Origin of the sequence: Agromyces excoecariae (assembly GCF_051715505.1) — a bacterium.
Lineage (GTDB): Bacteria > Actinomycetota > Actinomycetes > Actinomycetales > Microbacteriaceae > Agromyces.
The window spans coordinates 296,806-317,101 of record NZ_JBPSLA010000011.1 but is presented as its reverse complement, the minus strand read 5'-3'; the positions used below and the strand labels follow the sequence as shown (position 1 = coordinate 317,101).

17 protein-coding genes and 1 tRNA gene are annotated in these 20,296 nt (G+C 71.2%); 15 read left to right on the top strand and 3 right to left on the bottom strand.

Annotation, left to right across the window (positions count from 1 at the left end; all coding sequences use genetic code 11):
* Positions 1–65 precede the first annotated feature (65 nt).
* Together ACSJD1_RS11705 and ACSJD1_RS11700 are read left to right on the top strand one after the other, a co-directional pair.
* Positions 66–1,544, top strand: coding sequence for a malate:quinone oxidoreductase (locus ACSJD1_RS11705; protein WP_438855475.1), 1,479 nt, complete (start codon positions 66–68; stop codon positions 1,542–1,544).
* A gap of 318 nt (positions 1,545–1,862) precedes the next feature.
* On the top strand, positions 1,863–3,692 hold the full coding sequence (locus ACSJD1_RS11700; protein ID WP_438855474.1) for an ABC-F family ATP-binding cassette domain-containing protein: 1,830 nt from the start codon (positions 1,863–1,865) through the stop codon (positions 3,690–3,692).
* Here ACSJD1_RS11700 and ACSJD1_RS11695 read toward each other — a convergent pair.
* Positions 3,640–4,167: a VanZ family protein gene (locus ACSJD1_RS11695; RefSeq protein WP_438855473.1), complete on the bottom strand. Its 528-nt coding sequence runs from the start codon at positions 4,165–4,167 to the stop codon at positions 3,640–3,642. The two genes, ACSJD1_RS11700 and ACSJD1_RS11695, sit on opposite strands and share 53 nt — an antisense overlap.
* A 91-nt stretch (positions 4,168–4,258) precedes the next feature.
* On the opposite strand from ACSJD1_RS11695, the gene ACSJD1_RS11690 reads away from it, so the two are divergent.
* The 10 genes from ACSJD1_RS11690 (at position 4,259) to ACSJD1_RS11645 (ending at position 16,000) form a co-directional block, all read left to right on the top strand.
* Positions 4,259–5,308 carry an Rv2578c family radical SAM protein gene (locus ACSJD1_RS11690; protein ID WP_438855472.1) on the top strand — a complete coding sequence of 350 codons (1,050 nt, stop codon included), beginning with the start codon at positions 4,259–4,261 and terminating at the stop codon, positions 5,306–5,308.
* An 89-nt stretch (positions 5,309–5,397) separates the two neighbouring features.
* On the top strand, positions 5,398–6,729 hold the full coding sequence (locus ACSJD1_RS11685; protein WP_438855471.1) for a sensor histidine kinase: 1,332 nt from the start codon (positions 5,398–5,400) through the stop codon (positions 6,727–6,729).
* A complete protein-coding gene (locus tag ACSJD1_RS11680) occupies positions 6,726–7,874 on the top strand; it encodes a hypothetical protein (protein WP_438855470.1) in 1,149 nt (382 codons plus the stop codon). Before ACSJD1_RS11685 ends, ACSJD1_RS11680 begins: the two co-directional genes overlap by 4 nt.
* Positions 7,864–8,544, top strand: a complete 681-nt coding sequence (locus ACSJD1_RS11675; protein WP_438855469.1) for a DNA-binding response regulator — start codon at positions 7,864–7,866, stop codon at positions 8,542–8,544. The genes ACSJD1_RS11680 and ACSJD1_RS11675 overlap by 11 nt, the downstream gene beginning before the upstream one ends.
* On the top strand, positions 8,544–9,191 hold the full coding sequence (locus ACSJD1_RS11670; protein ID WP_438855468.1) for a thymidine kinase: 648 nt from the start codon (positions 8,544–8,546) through the stop codon (positions 9,189–9,191). The genes ACSJD1_RS11675 and ACSJD1_RS11670 overlap by 1 nt, the downstream gene beginning before the upstream one ends.
* 121 nt (positions 9,192–9,312) lie before the next feature.
* Complete coding sequence (locus ACSJD1_RS11665) at positions 9,313–10,788, top strand: sugar transferase (protein WP_438855467.1); 1,476 nt, start codon at positions 9,313–9,315, stop codon at positions 10,786–10,788.
* A gap of 66 nt (positions 10,789–10,854) precedes the next feature.
* Positions 10,855–12,663: a DUF4012 domain-containing protein gene (locus tag ACSJD1_RS11660; RefSeq protein WP_438855466.1), complete on the top strand. Its 1,809-nt coding sequence runs from the start codon at positions 10,855–10,857 to the stop codon at positions 12,661–12,663.
* Positions 12,664–12,690: 27 nt separating this feature from the next.
* Positions 12,691–13,566, top strand: coding sequence for a glucose-1-phosphate thymidylyltransferase RfbA (gene rfbA, locus ACSJD1_RS11655; protein ID WP_438855465.1), 876 nt, complete (start codon positions 12,691–12,693; stop codon positions 13,564–13,566).
* Positions 13,563–14,573 carry a dTDP-glucose 4,6-dehydratase gene (rfbB, locus tag ACSJD1_RS11650; RefSeq protein WP_438855464.1) on the top strand — a complete coding sequence of 337 codons (1,011 nt, stop codon included), beginning with the start codon at positions 13,563–13,565 and terminating at the stop codon, positions 14,571–14,573. Before rfbA ends, rfbB begins: the two co-directional genes overlap by 4 nt.
* Entirely contained in the window at positions 14,570–16,000 is a 1,431-nt protein-coding gene (locus ACSJD1_RS11645; protein WP_438855463.1) for a sugar nucleotide-binding protein, read from the top strand. Before rfbB ends, ACSJD1_RS11645 begins: the two co-directional genes overlap by 4 nt.
* 54 nt (positions 16,001–16,054) lie before the next feature.
* Here ACSJD1_RS11645 and ACSJD1_RS11640 read toward each other — a convergent pair whose 3' ends face one another.
* On the bottom strand, positions 16,055–16,552 hold the full coding sequence (locus tag ACSJD1_RS11640) for a GtrA family protein (protein ID WP_438855462.1): 498 nt from the start codon (positions 16,550–16,552) through the stop codon (positions 16,055–16,057).
* 60 nt (positions 16,553–16,612) lie between these two features.
* Between ACSJD1_RS11640 and ACSJD1_RS11635 the strand changes: the two genes are divergently transcribed.
* The 3 genes from ACSJD1_RS11635 (at position 16,613) to ACSJD1_RS11625 (ending at position 20,134) form a co-directional block, all read left to right on the top strand.
* Positions 16,613–17,377, top strand: coding sequence for a glycosyltransferase family 2 protein (locus tag ACSJD1_RS11635; RefSeq protein WP_438855461.1), 765 nt, complete (start codon positions 16,613–16,615; stop codon positions 17,375–17,377).
* Positions 17,374–18,930: a hypothetical protein gene (locus ACSJD1_RS11630; protein WP_438855460.1), complete on the top strand. Its 1,557-nt coding sequence runs from the start codon at positions 17,374–17,376 to the stop codon at positions 18,928–18,930. Before ACSJD1_RS11635 ends, ACSJD1_RS11630 begins: the two co-directional genes overlap by 4 nt.
* A gap of 79 nt (positions 18,931–19,009) precedes the next feature.
* Positions 19,010–20,134 carry a heparan-alpha-glucosaminide N-acetyltransferase domain-containing protein gene (locus ACSJD1_RS11625; RefSeq protein WP_438855459.1) on the top strand — a complete coding sequence of 375 codons (1,125 nt, stop codon included), beginning with the start codon at positions 19,010–19,012 and terminating at the stop codon, positions 20,132–20,134.
* A gap of 81 nt (positions 20,135–20,215) precedes the next feature.
* On the opposite strand, the gene ACSJD1_RS11620 is transcribed toward ACSJD1_RS11625, so the two are convergent.
* Positions 20,216–20,289 (bottom strand) — tRNA-Pro (locus tag ACSJD1_RS11620).
* Positions 20,290–20,296 lie beyond the last annotated feature (7 nt).

Genomic DNA, 20,296 nt, shown 5'->3' with positions numbered 1-20,296 from the left:
GGGCGTACATCCGCGGCAGACTGGCTGGTCATCGCGTCCATCCGCGCGCCCATACACTGGAACGCGTGAATTCCGAGGAAAGCGTCGACGTCGTCCTGATCGGCGGGGGCATCATGAGCGCCACGCTCGGCTCCCTGATCTCGAGGCTGCAGCCCGACTGGAGCATCCGCCTCTACGAGCGCCTCGGTCGCGTCGCGCAGGAGTCCTCGAACCCGTGGAACAACGCGGGCACCGGTCACGCCGCGCTCTGCGAGCTCAACTACATGCCCGAGGCGGCCGACGGCACCGTCAGTGCCGAGAAGGCCGTCTCGATCAACGAGCAGTTCCAGGTCAGCCGCCAGTACTGGGCGCACCTCGTCGAGTCGGGCGCGCTCTCCGAGCCGAACAGCTTCATCAACTCCACGCCGCACATGACCTTCGTGCGCGGCAAGTCCAACATCGAGTACCTGAAGAAGCGCGTCGACGCGCTCGAGGGCGAGCCGCTGTTCGCCGGCATGGAGTACTCGGAGGACCTCGACACGATCGCCCAGTGGGCGCCCCTGCTGGCCAAGAAGCGCAACCCCAAGGCGAAGATCGCCGCGACCCGCATCGAGTCCGGCACCGACGTCGACTACGGCGCGCTCACGGTCCAGATGCTCCGCGACATCGAGTCGCGCGGGGCCGAGATCCGCACCGACCACCAGGTCACCTGGCTGAAGCGCCAGAAGGACGGCACGTGGAAGCTGCGCATCCGCAACCTCGTCGGCAACACCCCCGAGACCGTCCGAGCGCGGTTCGTGTTCGTCGGCGCCGGAGGCGGCGCCCTCTCGCTGCTGCAGCACTCCGGCATCCCCGAGATCAAGGGCTACGGCGGATTCCCGATCTCCGGGCAGTTCCTGCGCACCACGAACCCCAAGGTCGTCGCGCAACACCAGGCGAAGGTCTACGGCAAGGCCGCCGTGGGCGCCCCGCCGATGTCGGTGCCGCACCTCGACACCCGCGTCGTCGACGGCGAGACCTCACTGCTCTTCGGCCCGTACGCGGGCTTCACCCCGAAGTTCCTCAAGACGAGCACCTGGTTCGACCTCCCGTTCTCGATCCGGCTGCACAACCTCGTCCCGATGCTGCAGGTCGGCCTCCGCAACTTCGACCTCGTGAGGTACCTGGTGTCCGAACTGCTCGCCTCCCGCGACAAGAAGATGAAGGCGCTCCGCGAATTCATGCCGACCGCGAAGTCCGAGGACTGGGAGCTCATCACTGCGGGCCAGCGCGTGCAGGTCATGAAGAAGGACCCGAAGAAGGGTGGCGTGCTGCAGTTCGGCACCGAGGTGATCAGCGGGGCCGACGGCTCGATCGCCGGCCTCCTCGGCGCCTCGCCCGGCGCCTCCACCGCCGTCCCGATCATGCTCGAGGTCATGCAGAGGTGCTTCCCCGACCGCATGGCCGAGTGGGAGCCGAAGATCCGCGAGATGATCCCGTCGTACGGCACCACGCTCTCGGGCGACCCGGATGCCGCGGCGGCCTCGCTCGCGCGGACCGCGGCCGCGCTGCAGCTCACCGCCTGAGGTGATCGGGCGGATGCCGCTGCATCCGCCCTTCTCAAGCGCCCCGAAGTCTGCTAGCCTCGACGGCGCTATGAAGTGAGAACATCCCATCGTCCCGCGCCTGAGGCGCCGTCGACATCGGGGTGTGCGCTCCAGCACTGATCGCGACCGTGTTCGCGCGCGACTCGACGACGGCACACGCCCGGCGGGATCCATCCGCTCCCGGGCCGTCGTCACCGCTCTCGCGTGACGACCGCCGGTCGACGCGTCGTCCGTGCTCGCCGAAGCGCGCGGGCGCCTGCCGACGGCTCGGGGGCACCTCGCGAAGGGATCCCTTCCTTGTCAGCCACCGTCACCCATTCCACCCATCTCCGCGGCGACGGCCTCTCCGTCGCCTTCGGCGACCATCGAGTCATCGCCGACCTCGGCCTGACCGTCGCCCCGGGCCACCGCCTGGGGCTTATCGGCGAGAACGGCGCCGGGAAGTCGACGCTGCTCCGACTGATCGCCGGGGCGGATCTCCCCGGCGCCCGGACGCAGGGGCGCATCGTGCGTCCGCCGCGGACGCGACTTCTCCTGCAGGAGCTGCCCTTCGCACCGGACGACCGCGTCGACCAGGTGCTCGAGGCGGCGATCGCCGAGGTCCGCGCGATCGAGCGGGAGCTCGACGCGGCGGCCGCGGCGCTCGCCGGCGGGCCCGTCGCCGGCGCGCAGCTCGAGGCCGACGCCGACCTGCCGCCGGATCTCGCCGCCGAGCGCTACACACGCGCACTCGAGGCCGCTGAGCGCGCCGACGTCTGGTCGGTCGATCGGCGCCGCGACGAGCTGCTCGACGGGCTCGGCGTCTCCGGCCTCGGGCGCGGTCGTCGGATCGACGAGCTGTCCGGCGGCCAGCGCAGCAGGTTCGCGCTGGCGGCGCTGCTCCTGTCGGCGCCCGAGGCGCTGCTGCTCGACGAGCCGACGAACCACCTCGACGACGATGCCGCCGCGTTCCTCGAGGCGCGCCTGCGCGCCTGGCGCGGACCGGTCGCGTTCGCGAGCCACGACCGCGAGTTCCTCGACCGGGTCGCCACCGGGCTCCTGGATCTCGATCCGGGCCGTGACGGCGCGGTCGCATACGCTCGGGCGGGCGCAGGCACGCAGGGCGCCACGGGCGGGCGGGATGCGGCGCTCGCCGCATCCGCCAGCACCGCGTTCGGCGGCTCGTTCACGGAGTACCTCGCCGTGCGCGCCGCCGCGCGGGAGCGATGGCGACGCCAGTACGAGGAGGAGCAGTCCGACCTGAAGCGCCTACGGCTCGCGGTCGCCGAAACGGCGCGATCCGTCGCCCACGGGCGGGCGGCGACCGACAACGACAAGTTCCTCAAGCACTTCAAGCGCGAGGGCGTCGAGCAGGCGGTCTCGCGGCGTGTGCGGAACGCGGAGACGCGGCTCTTCGAGCTCGAGCGCACCCAGGTCGCCCGGCCCCCGGCGCCGCTCGCTTTCACCGGGATCCCGGCCGGGACGAACGCGCTTCCCGAGGAGTCCGGCATGCTCCTGCACCTGTCCGACGTGTCGGTGCGCGGTCGCCTGGACGTCCCGGCGCTCCGGGTCGCCCCGGGGACCAGGCTGCTCGTGACCGGCGCGAACGGAGCGGGCAAGTCGACGCTCCTGGCCGTGCTCGCCGGTCGTCTCGAGGCCGACCACGGTGTCGTCCACCGTCGGCGCGGACTCCGCGTCGGGCTGCTGGAGCAGGACGTGCGGTTCGCAGATCCGGATGCCTCGCCCCGCGCAATCTACGCACGGACCGTGGGGGAGCGGCGCGCCGAGCGGGTCCCGCTCGACGGACTCGGGCTCTTCTCGCCGCGCGACCTCGATCGCCCCGTCGGGCGTCTCTCGGTCGGCCAGCAGCGACGGCTCGCGCTCGCGCTCGTCATCGCCGCGCCGCCGCACGTGTTCCTCCTCGACGAGCCGACCAACCACCTCTCGCTCGCCCTCGCCGGCGAGCTCGAGGACGCGCTCGGCGGGTTCCCGGGTGCGGTCGTCGTCGCGAGCCACGACCGGTGGCTGCGGCGGCGCTGGGCGGGGGAGGAGCTCGAGCTCGGGGCGGGGGTCGCCGCCCAGCCATCCGCCGTCGTCACGCCCTCGGATCCGGCGCCGGAGAGCGCCGTGCCGCGAGCACGACGATGAGCGCGCCGATGCCGGCACCGACGCCGTTCGCCAGCACGTCGCGGAGGTCGAAGGTTCGCTCGGGGAGGTAGCGCGACTGGACGATCTCGGCGGCGAGGCTCGCAGCCGACGCGAGCAGCGTCGCCGAGATCACCAGGTGCAGGCGCTGGCGGCGGAACCATGCGGCCCACAGCGCGCCGAAGGGGAGGAAGAGGACCGCATTCAGCCCGGACTGCACCAGCGGGTAGCGGATGCCGGCTGGCATCCCCATCCGTGCCAGGAGGTCGATGATCCCGTCGACTCGGATCAGCCCGCCATCGCCGTCGACGTGAACCGGCCAGAAGAGCACCGTCGACAGCCCGATGCCGTAGGCGATGCCGACGACGACGAGGACTGCGCGGCGCCAGGCGAGCGCACGGCGCGACGGGCTCCTGCCCGGGCCCGGCCGAGCCGGCGTCGCCGACGACGCGTCTTCGGTGCTCGGCGTCCTGGACATCGCCACAGCGTAACCCGCGGACGTTGCGGCGACATGTCCTCGGGCGGTGCGCCCGGTTGCGGACCATTCGAACATGTGTTCGAATAATCGCATGCGATGGAACGGGCAGGAGCTCGGCGTCGAGCAGCAGGGCACGCTGCCGGGCCTTGCGCGACTGAACAACCTCGTCCGGTCGGTGCAGACGCCCGAGTTCGCCGGTCTGACCTTCCACGAGGTGCTCGCGAAGTCGGCGTTGAACCGGGTGCCCGGCCAGTCGTACGTCCCGTTCGGGTGGACCATCAACCCCTACCGCGGCTGCAGCCACGCCTGCGTCTATTGCTTCGCTCGGCCGACCCACGAGTACCTCGATCTCGGCGCCGGCGACGACTTCGATCGACAGCTCATCGTGAAGGTCAACGTGGCCGACGTGCTCCGGCGCGAGCTCGCCAGGCCGTCGTGGCGTCACGAGCCGGTCGCGCTCGGCACGAACACCGATCCGTACCAACGTGCAGAGGGCCGCTACGCGCTGATGCCGGGCATCGTCGAGGCGCTCGCCGCTGGCGGAACGCCGTTCAGCGTCCTGACGAAGGGCACGCTCCTCCGCCGCGACCTGCCGCTGCTGGCGAGTGCGCGCGAGCACGTGCCGATCGATCTCGCGATGTCGATCGCGGTGTACGACGACGAACTGCAGCGCTCGATCGAGCCGGGCACGCCGACGACCGCTGCCCGCCTCGCGACGGTCACGGCCGTCCGCGACGCGGGATTCGACTGCACGGTGTTCCTCATGCCGATCCTTCCGTTCCTCACCGACACGAGGGCCCACCTCGACGACGCCCTCCGCCGCGCGAAGGCCGCCGGTGCGACATCGGTCGTCTACTCGGCCCTGCACCTGCGGGGCGCCGTGAAACCGTGGTTCTTCGCGTGGTTGTCGCGCGAACACCCGGAGCTCGTGCCGAAGTACCGGAGCATGTTCCCCGGATCCGCCGCGTACGCGCCCAAGGAGTACCGCGTGTGGCTCGGAGCGCGGATCCGACCCCTGTTGCTCGCCCACCGGCTCGAGCGCGGCCGTGAGGATTCCGTGACCGGTGGAGTGCGGTCCCGCGCGAGCGGCGGCGCCTCCGCGCAGCTGCTCGACGCCGCCGCTCCCGCCATGCTCTTCTGAAGGTCCGACCCGTCGACTGGGCCGATCGTCCGCCGAATGCGATAATCCGGCCAGTGCCGTCTCCCCCAGACGGCCGGATCGGAGCACAGATGACGCTTGGCCTGCCCGAGCATCTCGCGAGGGCGTCCCTCAGCCGGGCGCTCGCGAGTGCGGGGCATGCCGCAGGTGCGGTGTGCCTGGCGTCGGCCATCGTCATCGCGATCGCATCGATCGTCGTCGGGCCCTCCGGCGAGGTCGGACCGGAACCGCCGGCGGCGATCGCAGCACTCGTCCTGCTCGGCGCGCAGGCCGCCCTGTTCGCGCTCGTGGCCTTCCGTCCGAGCGTCACGCTCACCGTGGTGTACCTGCTCGGCGGCACCGCCGTCGTCTTCGGCCTGACCGTGCTCGTCATGGGCCCGGGAAGCGGCTTCGAGACCACGAACAACGCGCTCCTCGCCATGCCGCGGACCGCGCTGCTGCTCGTCGGGGGCGCCGGGATCGGCTCGAGGATCGCGATCACGTGGGCGACGCTCGGCTGGGGACTGGGGGAGGCCGCGGCGTTCCTCGGGGCCGCGACGGCGGGCGCGACCTGGGCGCCGAACGCGGCGGCGGCCGCCGCCCTGGCCATCGTGGTCGTCACGCGGGTCTTCGACGCGATGACCCGAGGCGAAGGGCGCCGTGAGGCGGCACTGCACCGGGCCAGCCAGCAGACCCGCGAACTCGTCATCCGTCACGACTACGAACTGCGCGCCATCGCTCGTCTGCACGACACCGCACTCAGCCACCTCGTGGCGATTGCGGCGTCGGGTTCGGGTCCGGTCGACGAGCGCCTGCGCACCGCCATCGGTCGCGATCTCACGCTGATCGTCGGGCGCGACTGGGCCACCGAGCACACGGAGGACGACGGGACCGCCGGGTCGGCGATCGCGGCGGAGGGCACGGTCGCCTCCGCGGTCCGCGGACCCGGCGGCCGCGAGGCATCCGACGCGTCGGGGGATGACCGGGCGCGAGCACGCCGGGTCGGCGGGACCTCGAGCGTGGCGGCGCCCCGTCGCGTCGAACCGCTCGCGGAGGCGTTCGACGTCGCGCGCGAGGCCGGATTGACCGTGAACGTCTCGGGCACTCGCGACGTGCTCGCCGGCGTCGGTCCCCGGCGTCGCGCCGCGATCGAGGCGGCCGTCGCGCAGTGCCTCATGAACGTCGCGCGGCACGCGGGCGTCGACGACGTCGAGGTCGCCCTCGGGCGTGCGGACGGGGAAATCACCGTCGTGGTCGTGGACGACGGACGCGGATTCGACCCCGAGCGAGTCCCGGACGATCGGATCGGGCTCCGCACGTCGATCAGGGGTCGGATCGAACAGGAGGGCGGTCGCACGCGCGTCTGGTCGCGCCCGGGTGTCGGCACCACCGTGATGCTCGCAGTGCCGGAGGGCGGCGAATGAGCGCCGCACTCCGACTCACGCAGCAGGAGGTCGATCCGATCGGCGGCGTGGCCGCGTCCCAGCTCGTCGCCATCGGCGCGGGCCTCTCGGTGGTGGCGGCGATCGGCCTGACGGCGTGGCACTGGGACGAGGTCGGGTCACCGCTCGCGGCCGTCGTCGGAATCCTCCTCGTCGCGGCGGCGGGCGCCGTGGCGACGGTGTCGGCGCTCCCGGCTCGCGCGCCGTTCACGGTCGACCGACTCTGGTTCACCGTCGCGCTCGCCGTCGGCGGCGCGATCGCCGAGTACGTGAGCACGGTCGGCGCCGACCGATACCTCTACGACGACTTCGGGCCGCTCGTCGTGGGCCTGATGATCCTGTCCCTCGCCCCGTTCAGCACCTGGATCTCGCTGCTCGCAGCCGGGACGGTCGCCGCCGCCGTCCTCGCCATCCTCGCAGTCGGCTCGGCCGGCGCCAGTGCGACGCAGGCCAACGCAGCCGCGCTCGTCGCGGTCAGCTCGGTCGCCGTCCTCGCGCTCTCCGCCGCAGGGGCCGCGTACTCCGCGACCATCGTGAGCGAGAGCCTCGCGTGGCAACGGCATGCGAACGCGATCGCGCTCGAGCGCGACGGCGGAGTGCGGGCGGGGATCGTGCGCTCGGTGCAGCAGGGTCGCGTGTCGGTCCTCAGCCGCGAGGTGCTGCCCTTCCTCGCGGGGATCACGAACGCCGAGCGGATCAGCATCGCCGATGCGGATCGTGCTCGCGAGCTCGCGGACCTGCTGCGCCGGGCGCTCAGGGCCGGCATCGAGTCGACCTGGCTCGACGACCTCGCCTCCTCGATCGAGGCCGCACGACAGGTCCCGATCACCGTCGAGGACCCGGGCGCCACCGTCGCCCGGCTGCGCAGCGAGCAACGGCCGCCCCTGACGGCGCTGCTGTCCTGGCTGAGCAGCGGCGGGCGGTCGCGATCGATCAGGATCACCGTCGCCGCCGACGGACGCGGTGCGACCGTGACCCTGCTCGCGATCGTCGATCCGGACCACGGCCCGGTGCCGTCGCGGCGAGAGGTCGAACGATTCCTGGCGGCCGCGCGTGCGGTCGGCGTGCGCGCCGAACTCGAGATCACGCGAGAGAATGTGAGGGTGGAATTCCGACATGACGACTGAGCCCGAAGCCGACGAGGTCGTCAGGGTCGCGATCCTCGATGATCATGCCGTCATCGTCGACGGCATCTCGAGCTGGATCGCCGATCACTCGCCCGACCTCGAGGTCGTCGTCCGGGCCACGCAGTGGCTCGACCTGATCCGCCACCCCGATTTCCCCGTGGACCTCGTGCTCATGGACCTCCAGCTCGGAGACTCGATCTCCATCGAGTCTCGGATCCGCGCCTGCCGGGCGGCGGGTGCGATCGTCGTCGTCATCACCGCGCTCGACGACGACGCGTCCCGGGAACGGTGCCTCGCCGCGGGCGCGGACGCCTTCGTACCGAAGACGCTGCCCGTCGAGGCCGTGGTGGCCTCGGCACGGCGGGCGCTCCGCGGAGAGCGGGCGCCCCAGCAGGCGGGCGACCGAGCCGGCGCCGGCGGGACCGGCGGTGCGGGCCCCGCGTTCGCGGCGCCGCCGGATGCCGCGCTCAGCGCCGCCGAGCACCGTGCCGTCCAGCTGTACGTGCAGGGGATGTCGACGGCCGACGTCGCCGCCAGCATGGAGGTCGGCTACGAGACCGCGAAGACGTACCTGCGTCGCGCGCGGGACAAGTACGCCAAGGTCGGCCGACCAGCCGGTCGACGGGCCGAGTTGATCCGCCGCGCGGCGGAGGACGGGATGCTCGAGTAGTGGCCAAGCTCTACTTCCGTTACGGCGCCATGAACTCGGGCAAGTCGACGGCCCTGCTGCAGGCGGCCTTCAACTACGAGGAGCGAGGCCACCAGGTGCTCCTGGCCAAGCCCGCGGTCGACACGAAGGGCGATAGCGACATCGTCTCGAGGCTCGGGGTCGTTCGCGCGGTCGACTTCACGATCGCACCCGACCATCAGGTGCTCGATCTCTTCCAACGTCACCGCACGCCCGTGATCGAGTCGCACGGACGGGACGTGAGCTGCCTGCTCGTCGACGAGGCACAGTTCCTCACGGGCGACCAGGTCGACGACCTGCTGCGGATCGCACTGCTCGACGACATCCCCGTCCTCGCCTACGGCATCCGCACGGACTTCCAGACCGTCGCGTTCGCCGGGAGTCGACGCCTCCTCGAGGTCGCCCACAGCCTCGAGGAGCTGAAGACCATCTGCCGCTGCGGCAGGAAGGCGATCTTCAACGGGCGCCGTATCGGCGACCGCTACATCTTCGACGGAGACCAGGTCGCGATCGACGGCGACGAGGTCGCCTACGAATCGCTCTGCGGCGTCTGCTACCTGCAGGAGAGCGGCGGCGTGCTCGACGGGCGTCACGCTGAAGCGGACGGCTCGCCCCAGTTCGGGGGGTGACTTCCGATCCGTCCTCACATAGGAGGACAACCCGCGGTAGCCTGTCCCTGCTCGCCGACCCGAACGGCGGGCGCTCGGGGGCCGTCATCGGACCGCCGAGCAACGGCGGTGGAGGTGGTGCATGACCCTCACACGGCAGCCCACCGGGACGAGTCCGGCCGAGGTGGTCGCCGCGTGGCAGCGCTCCTACGCTCGGCGCCTGCTCGTGACCGACCTCGTCGTGATCGTCTTCGCGGTGTACGGATCGCAGTTCATCCGGTTCGGGACCACCGGCACGTCCCTCCGGATCCCGGGTCTCGGCGACGCCGAGTACCTGCTGAGCTACGCGCTCGTCTCAGCGCTCCTCGCCGGCGGCTGGTTCGCGTCGCTCGCGATCTTCGCCACCCGTGATCGCACGATCGTCGGCGCCGGCACGGCCGAGTACCGGCGCATCAGCGATGCCAGCATCAGGGTGTTCGCGGTGCTCGCGATCGGCGCCTTCCTGTTGCGTTCCGAGGTCGGCCGCGCATACGTGCTCGTCGCGCTGCCGCTCGGACTCGCCCTCCTCCTCACCGGGCGCTGGGCCTGGCGCAAGTGGCTCCTCCGTCGGAGAGCGGCGGGCCATTTCCTGCACCGCGCCATCCTCATGGGCGAACGACAGAAGTCGGTGCACGTCGCCCAGCAGATCGAGCGCGACGGGGTCTCCGGCATCGTGATCGTCGGGGCGGTCACGGAGCACGGCGAATCGAACCGAGAACTCGCGCCCGGGATTCCGGTCCTCGGGGCCTACGACGGCCTCGACGACGCCCTGCGGGCCGCGCGCGCCGACACGGTGGTCTTCACCGGGGCCGACACGATCGATCCACGCGGAATGCGCGAACTCGGGTGGCAGCTCGAGGCGACCAGCACGAACCTCGTCGTGGCGCCCGCGCTCACGGATGTCGCCGGACCGCGCATCCACGCCCGTCCGGTCGCCGGGCTGCCGCTCATCCAGGTCGACTACCCCGAGTTCACCGGACGGAAGTACGCAGCCAAGCGTGCCTTCGACCTCGTCGTGGCAACGCTCGCCCTGATCATCCTGAGCCCGGTGTTCCTGACGATCGCCGTGCTGGTCCGCCGTGACAGCCCTGGTCCGGCCCTCTACTCGCAGGAGCGCGTCGGCCTCAACGGCGAACGGTTCCACATGCTGAAGTTCCGGTCGATGGTCGTCGACGCGGAGCGGCAGCTCCCGACCCTGCTCGACCGCACCGACGGCAACGGGGTCCTCTTCAAGATGCGTTCCGATCCCCGCGTCACCCGGATCGGCGCCATCCTCCGTCGCTACAGCCTCGACGAGCTGCCGCAGTTCGTGAACGTGCTGCGCGGTGAGATGTCCCTGGTCGGCCCCCGGCCCCCGCTCGCCTCGGAGGTGGAGCGCTACGACGACTGGGCGCGCCGGCGGCTGCTCGTGCGGCCCGGTATCACGGGCCTGTGGCAGACCCAGGGCCGCTCCGACCTCTCATGGGACGACAGCGTCCGACTCGACCTGTACTACGTCGAGAACTGGTCCCTGACCGGGGACGTCATCATCCTCTATCGCACGGCGCGTGCGGTCCTCCGGGCGCAGGGCGCATACTGATGCCGTGTCGGGATCGTGATCCGGCTCCGGGCCGGATCACGGCCAGCACCGCATACGATGGCTCGCGTGAGTAGGCGAGGATCGGATCGGCCCAAGCGGCCGTTGGTGAAGAGCGCGAGGCTGTGGGTCCCGGTCTCGCTCGGGGTCATCCTCCTCGCGCTGGTCGGTGTCGGCGTCGCCGGCGCTCAAGTCGCCGAGCGCGGATTCGCCGCGAAGGACGAACTCGAGCAGGCCATCCCCCTCGCGAAGCAGGCGCAGCAGCAGGTGCTCGACGGCGACCAGGAGGGCGCGACCGCGACGATCGAGCAGCTCCGCGCGCACTCGGCGAAGGCGCGCGAACTGACGGACGATCCGATGTGGCGTTCATTCGAGTGGGTCCCGACGCTGGGGGCCAACCTGCAGGCCGTTCGCATCACGTCGGCATCGGTCGACGAGCTCGTCGACGGCGTCGTCGAGCCCGCGACGACGCTCAGCATCGACGCCCTGAAGCCCGTCGACGGGGCCGTCGACCTCGCCGCCCTCACCGAGCTCTCCACCACGGTCGACGGCGTCGCCGACACGATCGTCCACGTCGCCTCCGAGCTCGACTCGCTGGATCGCCAGGCACTGATCGGCCCGGTCCGCGACGGCGTCGACCAGCTCGACGGAGCGGTGACCGAACTCGAGCCGATGATCCTGCCTGCTCAGCAGGCGCTCGCGGTGCTGCCCGGCGCGCTGGGAGCCGACGGCCCGAGGAACTACCTCGTCCTGTTCCAGAACCTCGCCGAGGCCCGCGGCACCGGGGGGAACCCCGCCGCCCTGCTGCTCGTGAACGTCACCGACGGCCGGATCAGCATCGCCCGGCAGGCGGCGAGCACCGACTTCCAGAACGGGCGTGCGGAGCCGATCATCCCGCTCGATCCCGAGACCGAGGCGTTGTACGGGGACAAGATCGGCCGCTACATGATGGACGTCACGCTGACGCCCGACTTCCCCGAGACCTCCGAGCTGATCCGGGCCTTCTGGGCCGAGTCGTTCGGAGATCAGGTCGACGGCGTCGTCTCGTTCGATCCCGTCGCCCTCGGTTACATCCTGGGCGCGACCGGACCCGTGACCCTGCCGACGGGGGAGCAGATCACGTCCGACAACGCGGCCAGCCTCGTCCTCAACGAGGTGTACTCCCGCTACGACGAGAACGAAGAGCAGGACGCCTTCTTCGCGTCCGCCGCCGCGTCGGTGTTCAAGGTGCTCACCTCCGGCGGCGGAGACGCCGGCGCCCTCGTCGAGGCGCTCACGCGATCCATCGACGAGGACCGGCTGATGTACGTGCCGTCGGATGCCGACGAGGCCGAGTACATCGACGGCTCGCGCATCACCGGCATCCTGCCGACCGACAACGCGTCGGAGAGCGTCGTGGGGGTCTACGTCAACGACATCACGCAGGGCAAGATGGACTACTACCTGCAGCTCGACGTCGCCGCCTCGACGGACGCATGCACCGTCGGTGCCGGCACGGCCCCGACCTTCACGACGAGCGCGACGCTGACCAATACCGTCCAGCCAGGCGACGTCGACGGCCTCGCCGAATACGTCGCGACCGGCAAGTACTTCCCCAAGGGCGAGATCTCGACCGATCTCGTGCTCTACGGCCCGGTGGGGGCGACGCTCCAGTCGGTGACCGTCGACGGGGCGCCTGCGGCGGCGACGCCGCTGCCGCACCTCGGTCGGCCCGCGGTCAAGGTCAACATCCGGAACGTCCCCGCGTCCTCGCACACCATCGTCGCGACCTACAGCGGCGAGGCCGATGCGGCGTACGGTCCGCTGGAGGTCCGCCACACCCCGCTCGTGCGGCCCGCCGGCGTGACGATCGACGCGCCCGGCTGCGGCGAGGGGTGACCCGGTTCGTCCGGCAGAATCGAACCGATGAAGGGCATCATCCTCGCCGGAGGCTCCGGTACTCGACTCCATCCGATCACGATCGGCGTCTCCAAGCAGCTGCTGCCCGTCTACGACAAGCCGATGGTCTACCACCCGCTCAGCACGCTCATGCTCGCGGGCATCCGCGACATCCTCGTCATCACGACACCGCACGACGCTCCGCAGTTCCATCGCCTGCTCGGCGACGGCTCGCAGTTCGGCATCGAGATCACCTATGCCGAGCAGCCCAGCCCGGACGGCCTCGCGCAGGCGTTCGTGATCGGCGCCGACTTCATCGGCGACGATCGGGTGTGCCTGGCGCTCGGCGACAACATCTTCTACGGGCCCGGGATGGGAACGCGGCTCTCGCGATTCCGCGAGCTGGACGGTGCGGCGGTGTTCGCCTATCGAGTCGCCGATCCGAGCGCGTACGGCGTGGTCGAGTTCGATGAAGACGGACGGGTGCTGTCGTTGGAGGAGAAGCCGGCGCGCCCGAAGAGCGCCTACGCCGTGCCGGGGATCTACTTCTACGACAACGACGTCGTCGCGATCGCCCGGTCGCTCGAGCCGTCCGCGCGCGGCGAGTACGAGATCAGCGACGTCAACGCCGCGTACCTCGACCAGGGCAGGCTCCGCGTCGAGATCCTGCCGCGCGGCACCGCATGGCTCGATACCGGAACGTTCGACTCGCTGTCGGACGCCACGGAGTTCGTCCGCACCATCGAGCGACGTCAGAACCTCAAGGTCGGTGCACCGGAGGAGGTCGCCTGGCGGCAGGGCTGGATCACCGACGATCAGCTTCGCGCACGCGCCGCGTCGCTCAGCAAGTCCGGGTACGGCCGGTACCTCGCCGGCCTCCTCGAACGGGGCGGGCACGCATGAGCACCCTCCTCGTCACCGGCGGGGCCGGATTCATCGGCTCGAACTTCGTCCGGCACGCCCTGGAGCACACCGAGCACGACGTCGTCGTCCTCGACAAGCTGACGTACGCCGGCAACCTCTCCTCGCTGGAGGGACTGCCGGCCGACCGTTTCCGGTTCGTCCGCGGTGACATCGGCGATGCCGATCTCGTCGCCGATCTCGCGGACGCGCTGGATCCGGCGACGGATGCGATCGTGCACTTCGCCGCCGAATCCCACAACGACAACTCCCTCGCCGGCCCGAGACCCTTCGTCGACACGAACGTCGTGGGGACGTTCACGCTCATCGAGGCGGCGCGGGAGCGCGAGCTCCGCTTCCATCACATCTCGACCGACGAGGTGTACGGCGATCTCGAGCTCGACGACCCCGCGAAGTTCACCGAGCTCACCGCGTACCGGCCGTCGAGCCCGTACTCGGCGACGAAGGCGGCGTCCGACCTGCTCGTCGCGGCATGGGTGCGCAGCTTCGGGCTGCGCGCCACGATCAGCGGGTGCTCGAACAACTACGGGCCGTACCAGCACGTCGAGAAGTTCATCCCGCGCCAGGTCACGAACGTCCTGGGCGGGATGCGTCCGAGGTTGTACGGTTCCGGCCGGAACGTGCGCGACTGGATCCACGTCGACGACCACAACAGCGCCGTCCTGGCCATCCTCGACCGCGGGCGCATCGGCGAGACCTACCTCATCGGCGCGAACGGGGAGCGCAGCAACCTCGAGGTCGTCGAGACGATCCTCGAGCTGCTCGGTCGGCCGCGAGACGCGTACGACCTCGTCGACGACCGTCCGGGTCACGACCTGCGGTACGCGATCGACGCCCGCAAGCTCACGGCCGAGACCGGGTGGACGCCGCGGTACACCGACTTCGGCGAAGGCCTCGCACGCACCATCGAGTGGTATCGCGACCACGAGGCCTGGTGGGGACCGCAGAAGGCCGCCACCGAGGCGCGCTACGCGGAGCTCGGCCGGTGAGCGGTCCGTCGACGCGGCTCGCCGTCCACGAGACCGCGATCCCGGGCCTGCTCGTCGTCGAATTGCCGCTCCACGGCGATGCACGAGGGTGGTTCAAGGAGCACTGGCAGCGCGAGAAGATGGTGGCGCTGGGGCTTCCGGACTTCGCCCCCGTGCAGCAGAACGTGTCGTTCAACGCCGCCGTGGGGACCACCCGCGGGTTCCACGCCGAACCGTGGGACAAGTACCTCGGTGTCGCCACGGGGCGGGCGTTCGGCGCCTGGGTCGACCTCAGGCCCGGGCCGGGGTACGGATGCGTCGTCACCCACGAGCTCGATCCGGGCACCGCGGTGTTCGTGCCGCGCGGCGTCGCGAACGGCTTCCAGGCCCTCGAGGCCGATACCGCCTACACCTACCTCGTCAGCGACCACTGGTCGGCGGATGCCGCGTATTCGGCGGTCGACCTGGGCGATCCGGCGCTCGGCGTCGACTGGCCCATACCGCTCGACCGAGCCGTGGTCTCCGAGAAGGATCGCGCCAACCCGCGCCTCGTCGACGCGACACCGGTGCCTCCGCTCGAGACGGTCGTGCTCGGAGGCACCGGGCAACTCGGTCGGGCGCTCAGGGCGGAATTCGGCGGAACCGGCGCGGCCAACCGGCCCCTCGCCCGCTTCCCGGGCCGGGACGAGCTCGACCTGGCCTCGCCGGACTCGATCCGCGCCTACGACTGGTCCGGCGTCGACACCGTCGTGAACGCCGCCGCCTACACGGCCGTCGATCGTGCCGAGTCCGACGGGCGCGTCGAGGCGTGGGCGGTGAACGCCACCGGAGTCGGCGTGCTCGCCGACATCGCCCGACGGCGCCGGATCACGCTCGTGCACGTGTCCACCGACTACGTCTTCGACGGTTCGACGCACCCGCATGCCGAACACGAACCACCCGCGCCACTCGGCGCGTACGGTGCCTCGAAGGCAGCGGGCGAGCTCGCGGTGCAGCAGGTGCCGAGCCATTACCTGGTCCGGACCGGATGGCTCATCGGCGACGGGGCCAACTTCGTTCGCACGATGGTCCGATTCGCCGAGGAGGGCATCGACCCCGCCGTGGTCGCCGATCAGACCGGGCGGCTCACCTTCGCGGACGAGCTCGCCCGCGGCATCCGTCACCTGCTCGCGCGCCGTCCCGAGCACGGAACATACCATCTCTCCAACGGGGGCCCCGTGGTCAGCTGGCTCGACGTCGCACGCGAGGTCTTCGCCGAGGTCGGCCACGACCCGGCGAGGGTCCGATCCACGAGCACCGCCGACTACGCCCGCGAACGTGTCGCATCCGGTCGGCCCATCGCCGCTCGGCCGGCGCACGGGGAGTTCGACCTGGCCAAGATCCGCGCGACGGGATTCGAGCCGGAACATGCGGCGACGGCACTGAAGCGGTACCTCTCGTCACGCTGACGGAGCGAGGAGCCTCCCGATTCGCGGGCCCCCGGCGCGACCGCGGTCGTGCGATCAGCGCGGCAGCGTCGAGCCGCTCCCTCCTCCGGACCCGGCAGGCAGCGGGTCCTCGCGGACCCGCACTCCCCGGAACACGATGAAGTGGTACAGGAGGAAGCGCAGCACGACGACCACGACGATGCTCGCGAGGTTGACCGCGTTCACGACGAACGGACCGGCCTCGCGACCGAGCGCGGCGGATGCGGCGAGGACGCCCGCCCAGACCAGCAGCGCGCCGAGCGCCGTGCAGACGGCATTGACGACGATGAAGAGCGTGATCTCCACGGCCCTCGTGTGGCCGCCGCGATGGCGGAACGTCCATTCGCGATTGCCGATGTACGCGTTGACGAGGGCGACGAGCGATGCCACGATCTTCGCCGCCACGACATCGACGCCGAGCACGAGGTAGAGGAGGTTGAACACGGCGATCTCGATGATCGTGCTGATCGCGCCCACGGTCAGGAATCGGGCGCCGAGCCCGGCGAGACGGCGCCAACGAGCGTGCTGCGACATTCGACTACGCTACTACGGAGCCGGCATCGCCCCGCGTCCGGCCGAACGCCGGGAGGACGTGTGCAGCTGGACCATCTCGTCGTCGTCATGCCCGCCTACAACGAGGCCGAGGGGTTGCCCGGCTTCCTCGCCGAGATCGAGGAGCACCTCGCTCCGCTCGCCGCACGGCTCAGCATCGTGGTCGTCGACGACCGGTCGACGGATGACACGTTCCGCGTGCTCCGCGAACTCGAGGCCGGACTGCCGGCGCTCGTCACCATCCGCGCCGACGCGAACCGCGGGCACGGGCCCACAGCGCTCGCGGCGTATCGGGCCGGGCTCGAGCGATCGCCCGATCTGGTGCTCCACGTCGACGGAGACGGGCAGTTCCACGGGGCCGACCTGGCCAGGACCGTCCGAGCCTCCGTCTCGACCTCCGCCGACGTCGTCCACGGGGTTCGACGCGGTCGCGAGGACCCGTGGTTCCGCCGGGTGCTCACGTTCGCGGTGGGCGTCGTCGTGTGGACCGCGGTCGGTCGGCGTGTGCCCGACGTGAACACGCCGCTCCGGGTCTACCGTCCGGGTCCCCTCGCCGAGCTGCTCGCCGCGGTGCCCGCCGACGCACTGGTGCCGCATGTGCACTTCTCGCTCGCCGAGGTTCGACGCGGGTACACCGTGCGCTACGTGCGGGTCGCGAGCCTGCCCCGTCGTGGCTCCAACCAGACCGGCACGATGTGGGGCGTCGATCGCCCGCCCAAGCTCCCGCCCAAGCGCCTCAGGCGATTCGCCGTCGATGCGGCGGCCGAGCTCTGGCGGGTGTCGCTCCGGCCCGGAGTCGCCAGGTGACGACGGGATCCGACGCCGAGCGAGGTGCGGCGACCATGGTCTCGGCCGGCTCCGTCGTACGCGTGGCATGGTGGGTCGTCTTCGCGGCGCTCGTCGTGGCGAACCTGGCCGTGCTCGTCCCCGGCATCACGACCGTGCGCCTCTGGGAGGACGAGGCGTTCAACCTGACCGTGCCGATCAACCTCGTCCGGGGGCTCGGCTATGCGAGCGACGGCACGCTGTCGGGCAGCACGCTCACCCCGTTCGACGTGCGGATCTCGACCGGTCCGGTCATCCTGGTCCCCGTTGCGGGTCTCCTGGCGCTGGGGGTCGACCCCGTGCTCGCCGGCAGGCTCGTGGCGACGCTCGCCTACCTCGGGCTCCTCGTGGCTCTCGGCCTCGTCGGGCGCCGCCTCGGCGGCCGCTGGGCCGCGCTCGTGGCGATGGCCGTGCCGCTGGCGTTCGAGACGGCGGCGTTGCCCTCTCCGATCCAGACTCCCGCCGACGTGCTCGGCGAGGTCGCCGCTGCGGCGTTCCTCGCCGCAGCGCTCCTCTTCGCACACCGGCGACCGTGGCTGGCCGGACTGCTCGTGGGTCTCGCCATCCAGACGAAGTTCATCGCCCTGCTCGCGGTTCCGGCCTTCGCCGTCGCCGTCCTGCTCGACGCCGCCGGGCCGTGGCCCGCTCGCCTCCGCACGACCGTGCCCAAGGTCCTCGTCGCCGCAGCGGCCGCAGCGGCACCGACGCTGGCCTTCGAGCTCGCGAAGCTCCTCACGCTCGGGTTCGGCGGGTACTGGGCGAACCTCCGGGACTTCGGGTACTTCCTCCTCTCGGGTGGCCAGCGCGGGTACGTGGTGACGCCGGTCGAGAAGATCGGGGTCCTGCTCGGGTCCTGGAACCTGCCCTCGGGCGTCGCCGCGGCGCTGGCTGCACTCGCGGTGCTCGGCGCCGGCACGATGCTCGTCGTCGCCGCGCGCCTGGTACGGCGCGATCCGGACGTGCTCGGCCGTGACGGCCGGGCCTGGGTGAGCCGACGCGAGGCCGCCACCATGCTGATGATCGCGATCCTGGGCACCGCGACGTTCGTCGCGTGGTGGCTCGTCTCCCGGCACACGCCCGCGTGGGTCCGTCACCCCGCGCCCGGCATCCTCGCCTTCGTCCCGGTCGTCGGCGCCGCCACCGTGACGGCCGCTCGCATCGTCTGGAGGGGGTCCCGTTCGATCCTGACGCGTGCGGCCGTCGCGGTCTTCGTGACGGTCCTCGTGAGCGCACTCGTCTGGTCGATCGCCGGGCGCGTCGCCACCGTCGGGACGCGACCCGGCGCGACGGGGGAGACGCTGTCCGACCAGCGCGCCGCCGCGGTCGACATCGCCGCCCTCGGTCACGATCGACTCGCGACGTGGTGGGGTGCCGCGGTGAGCGTCGCCGTGCTGGCCGGCGCGCACATCGGCCTGACCGATGCCGGCGAGCCGACTGCCGACGACCCGACCATCTGGGCGGGGGAGCCCCCGATCGACGGATGCGTCGTCGAGCTGCAGTCGGGGCGCTACACCGTGTGCGCGCCCCGCCCCTGAACGTCCGGGCGCCGTGGAGACCCGGTCGAGCGACACGGCGAGAGGCGGCCGGACGCCCGGTCGGATGCGAAGATGGCGCATGCCCGTTCACCGTCCGAGCCCGGTCCGCACCGTGCGATCGCGGATCACGGGCGTCGACGCCGCACGCGGCCTCGCCCTCATCGGCATGTTCGTGGCCCACGTCGCACCCGCCACGGGGGACCAGTTCTGGGACTCGGTGATCTCGGTCGCCGACGAGCGCCCTCGCCTGCTGTTCGCCCTCACCGCCGGCGTGGGGTTGGGGCTCCTGACGGGTGGCGTCGCCCCTGTGCGGGAGCCGATCGAACGGATGACGCTCAGACGGCAGATCGCGATCCGCGCCGTGCTGCTCATCGCGCTCGGCATCCTGGTCGTCGTGGCGCTCAGGCCGCTCGTCCTCGTGATCCTCGACGTCTACGGCGTCGCATTCCTGGTCGTGCTCCCACTGCTCTTCCTCCCATGGCGCACCGCAGTGCTGCTCGGAGCCGGGCTCCTCGTCGTGACGCCGGCGATCGTCGAGCTGGCCGCGAGGCCGAGTGGACTTCTCGAGCTCGCCGACGGCCCTGCGGGAATCCTCGTCGAGTGGTTCCTGCTCGGCGCCTACCCCGTCGTGATCTGGGTCCCGGTGATGCTGATCGGCCTGGGGCTGGCGCGAGCCGGCATCGGGCGGCCGAGCACGCTGGCGTGGGCGGCGATCGCCGCAGCGGCCATCCTGCCGCTGACGCTGCCGATCGCTCGATTGCTCCCCGGTCCGGACGACATCGCGGGCATGCCGGAGACGACCGTGTGGAGCATCCCGCTCCGGGCATCACTCGAGACGGTCGGCAACACGGCCGTCGGAGTCCTCGTCCTCGCGGGGACGTGCGCGTTGCTCGGGCTCGCCGCGCAGCCGGTGCGACGCGTGGCCGGCATCGTGCTCTCGCCGATCGTCGCAATGGGAGCGATGCCCCTGACGATCTACACGCTGCACCTCGTCGTCATCGCGAACGCGAAGTACGTCCGGTCCGATGGAGTGGTCTCCGATGACTCCTGGGCGCTGCTGATCGGGCTGGTCGTCGGTTCGGCACTCTTCGCCTGGACGTGGCGCAGGTATGTCGGCATCGGTCCGCTCGAGCGGTTCTTCCGCTGGGCGAGCGGGCGCGATCGGGCGGATCCGGTGGATCCTCCTTCGGATCCCGCCCGCTGAACCACCACGGAAAACAGTTCGAGCCCCCTCGATACGAGGGGGCTCGAACTCCCGGGCCGCGATGCGGCACCGATCTCCCGGTCGGGGTGACAGGATTTGAACCTGCGACCTCTTCGTCCCGAACGAAGCGCGCTACCAAGCTGCGCCACACCCCGGGGGCCC

What these genes read in the sequence shown, in the direction of transcription:
- ACSJD1_RS11695 (WP_438855473.1), bottom strand. Translation starts at nt 4,167, where the DNA reads ATGTCCAGGACGCCGAGCACCGAAGACGCGTCGTCGGCGACGCCGGCT.
- ACSJD1_RS11690 (WP_438855472.1), top strand. Translation starts at nt 4,259, where the DNA reads ATGCGATGGAACGGGCAGGAGCTCGGCGTCGAGCAGCAGGGCACGCTG.
- ACSJD1_RS11685 (WP_438855471.1), top strand. Translation starts at nt 5,398, where the DNA reads ATGACGCTTGGCCTGCCCGAGCATCTCGCGAGGGCGTCCCTCAGCCGG.
- ACSJD1_RS11680 (WP_438855470.1), top strand. Translation starts at nt 6,726, where the DNA reads ATGAGCGCCGCACTCCGACTCACGCAGCAGGAGGTCGATCCGATCGGC.
- ACSJD1_RS11675 (WP_438855469.1), top strand. Translation starts at nt 7,864, where the DNA reads ATGACGACTGAGCCCGAAGCCGACGAGGTCGTCAGGGTCGCGATCCTC.
- ACSJD1_RS11665 (WP_438855467.1), top strand. Translation starts at nt 9,313, where the DNA reads ATGACCCTCACACGGCAGCCCACCGGGACGAGTCCGGCCGAGGTGGTC.
- rfbA (WP_438855465.1), top strand. Translation starts at nt 12,691, where the DNA reads ATGAAGGGCATCATCCTCGCCGGAGGCTCCGGTACTCGACTCCATCCG.
- rfbB (WP_438855464.1), top strand. Translation starts at nt 13,563, where the DNA reads ATGAGCACCCTCCTCGTCACCGGCGGGGCCGGATTCATCGGCTCGAAC.
- ACSJD1_RS11640 (WP_438855462.1), bottom strand. Translation starts at nt 16,552, where the DNA reads ATGTCGCAGCACGCTCGTTGGCGCCGTCTCGCCGGGCTCGGCGCCCGA.
- ACSJD1_RS11625 (WP_438855459.1), top strand. Translation starts at nt 19,010, where the DNA reads ATGCCCGTTCACCGTCCGAGCCCGGTCCGCACCGTGCGATCGCGGATC.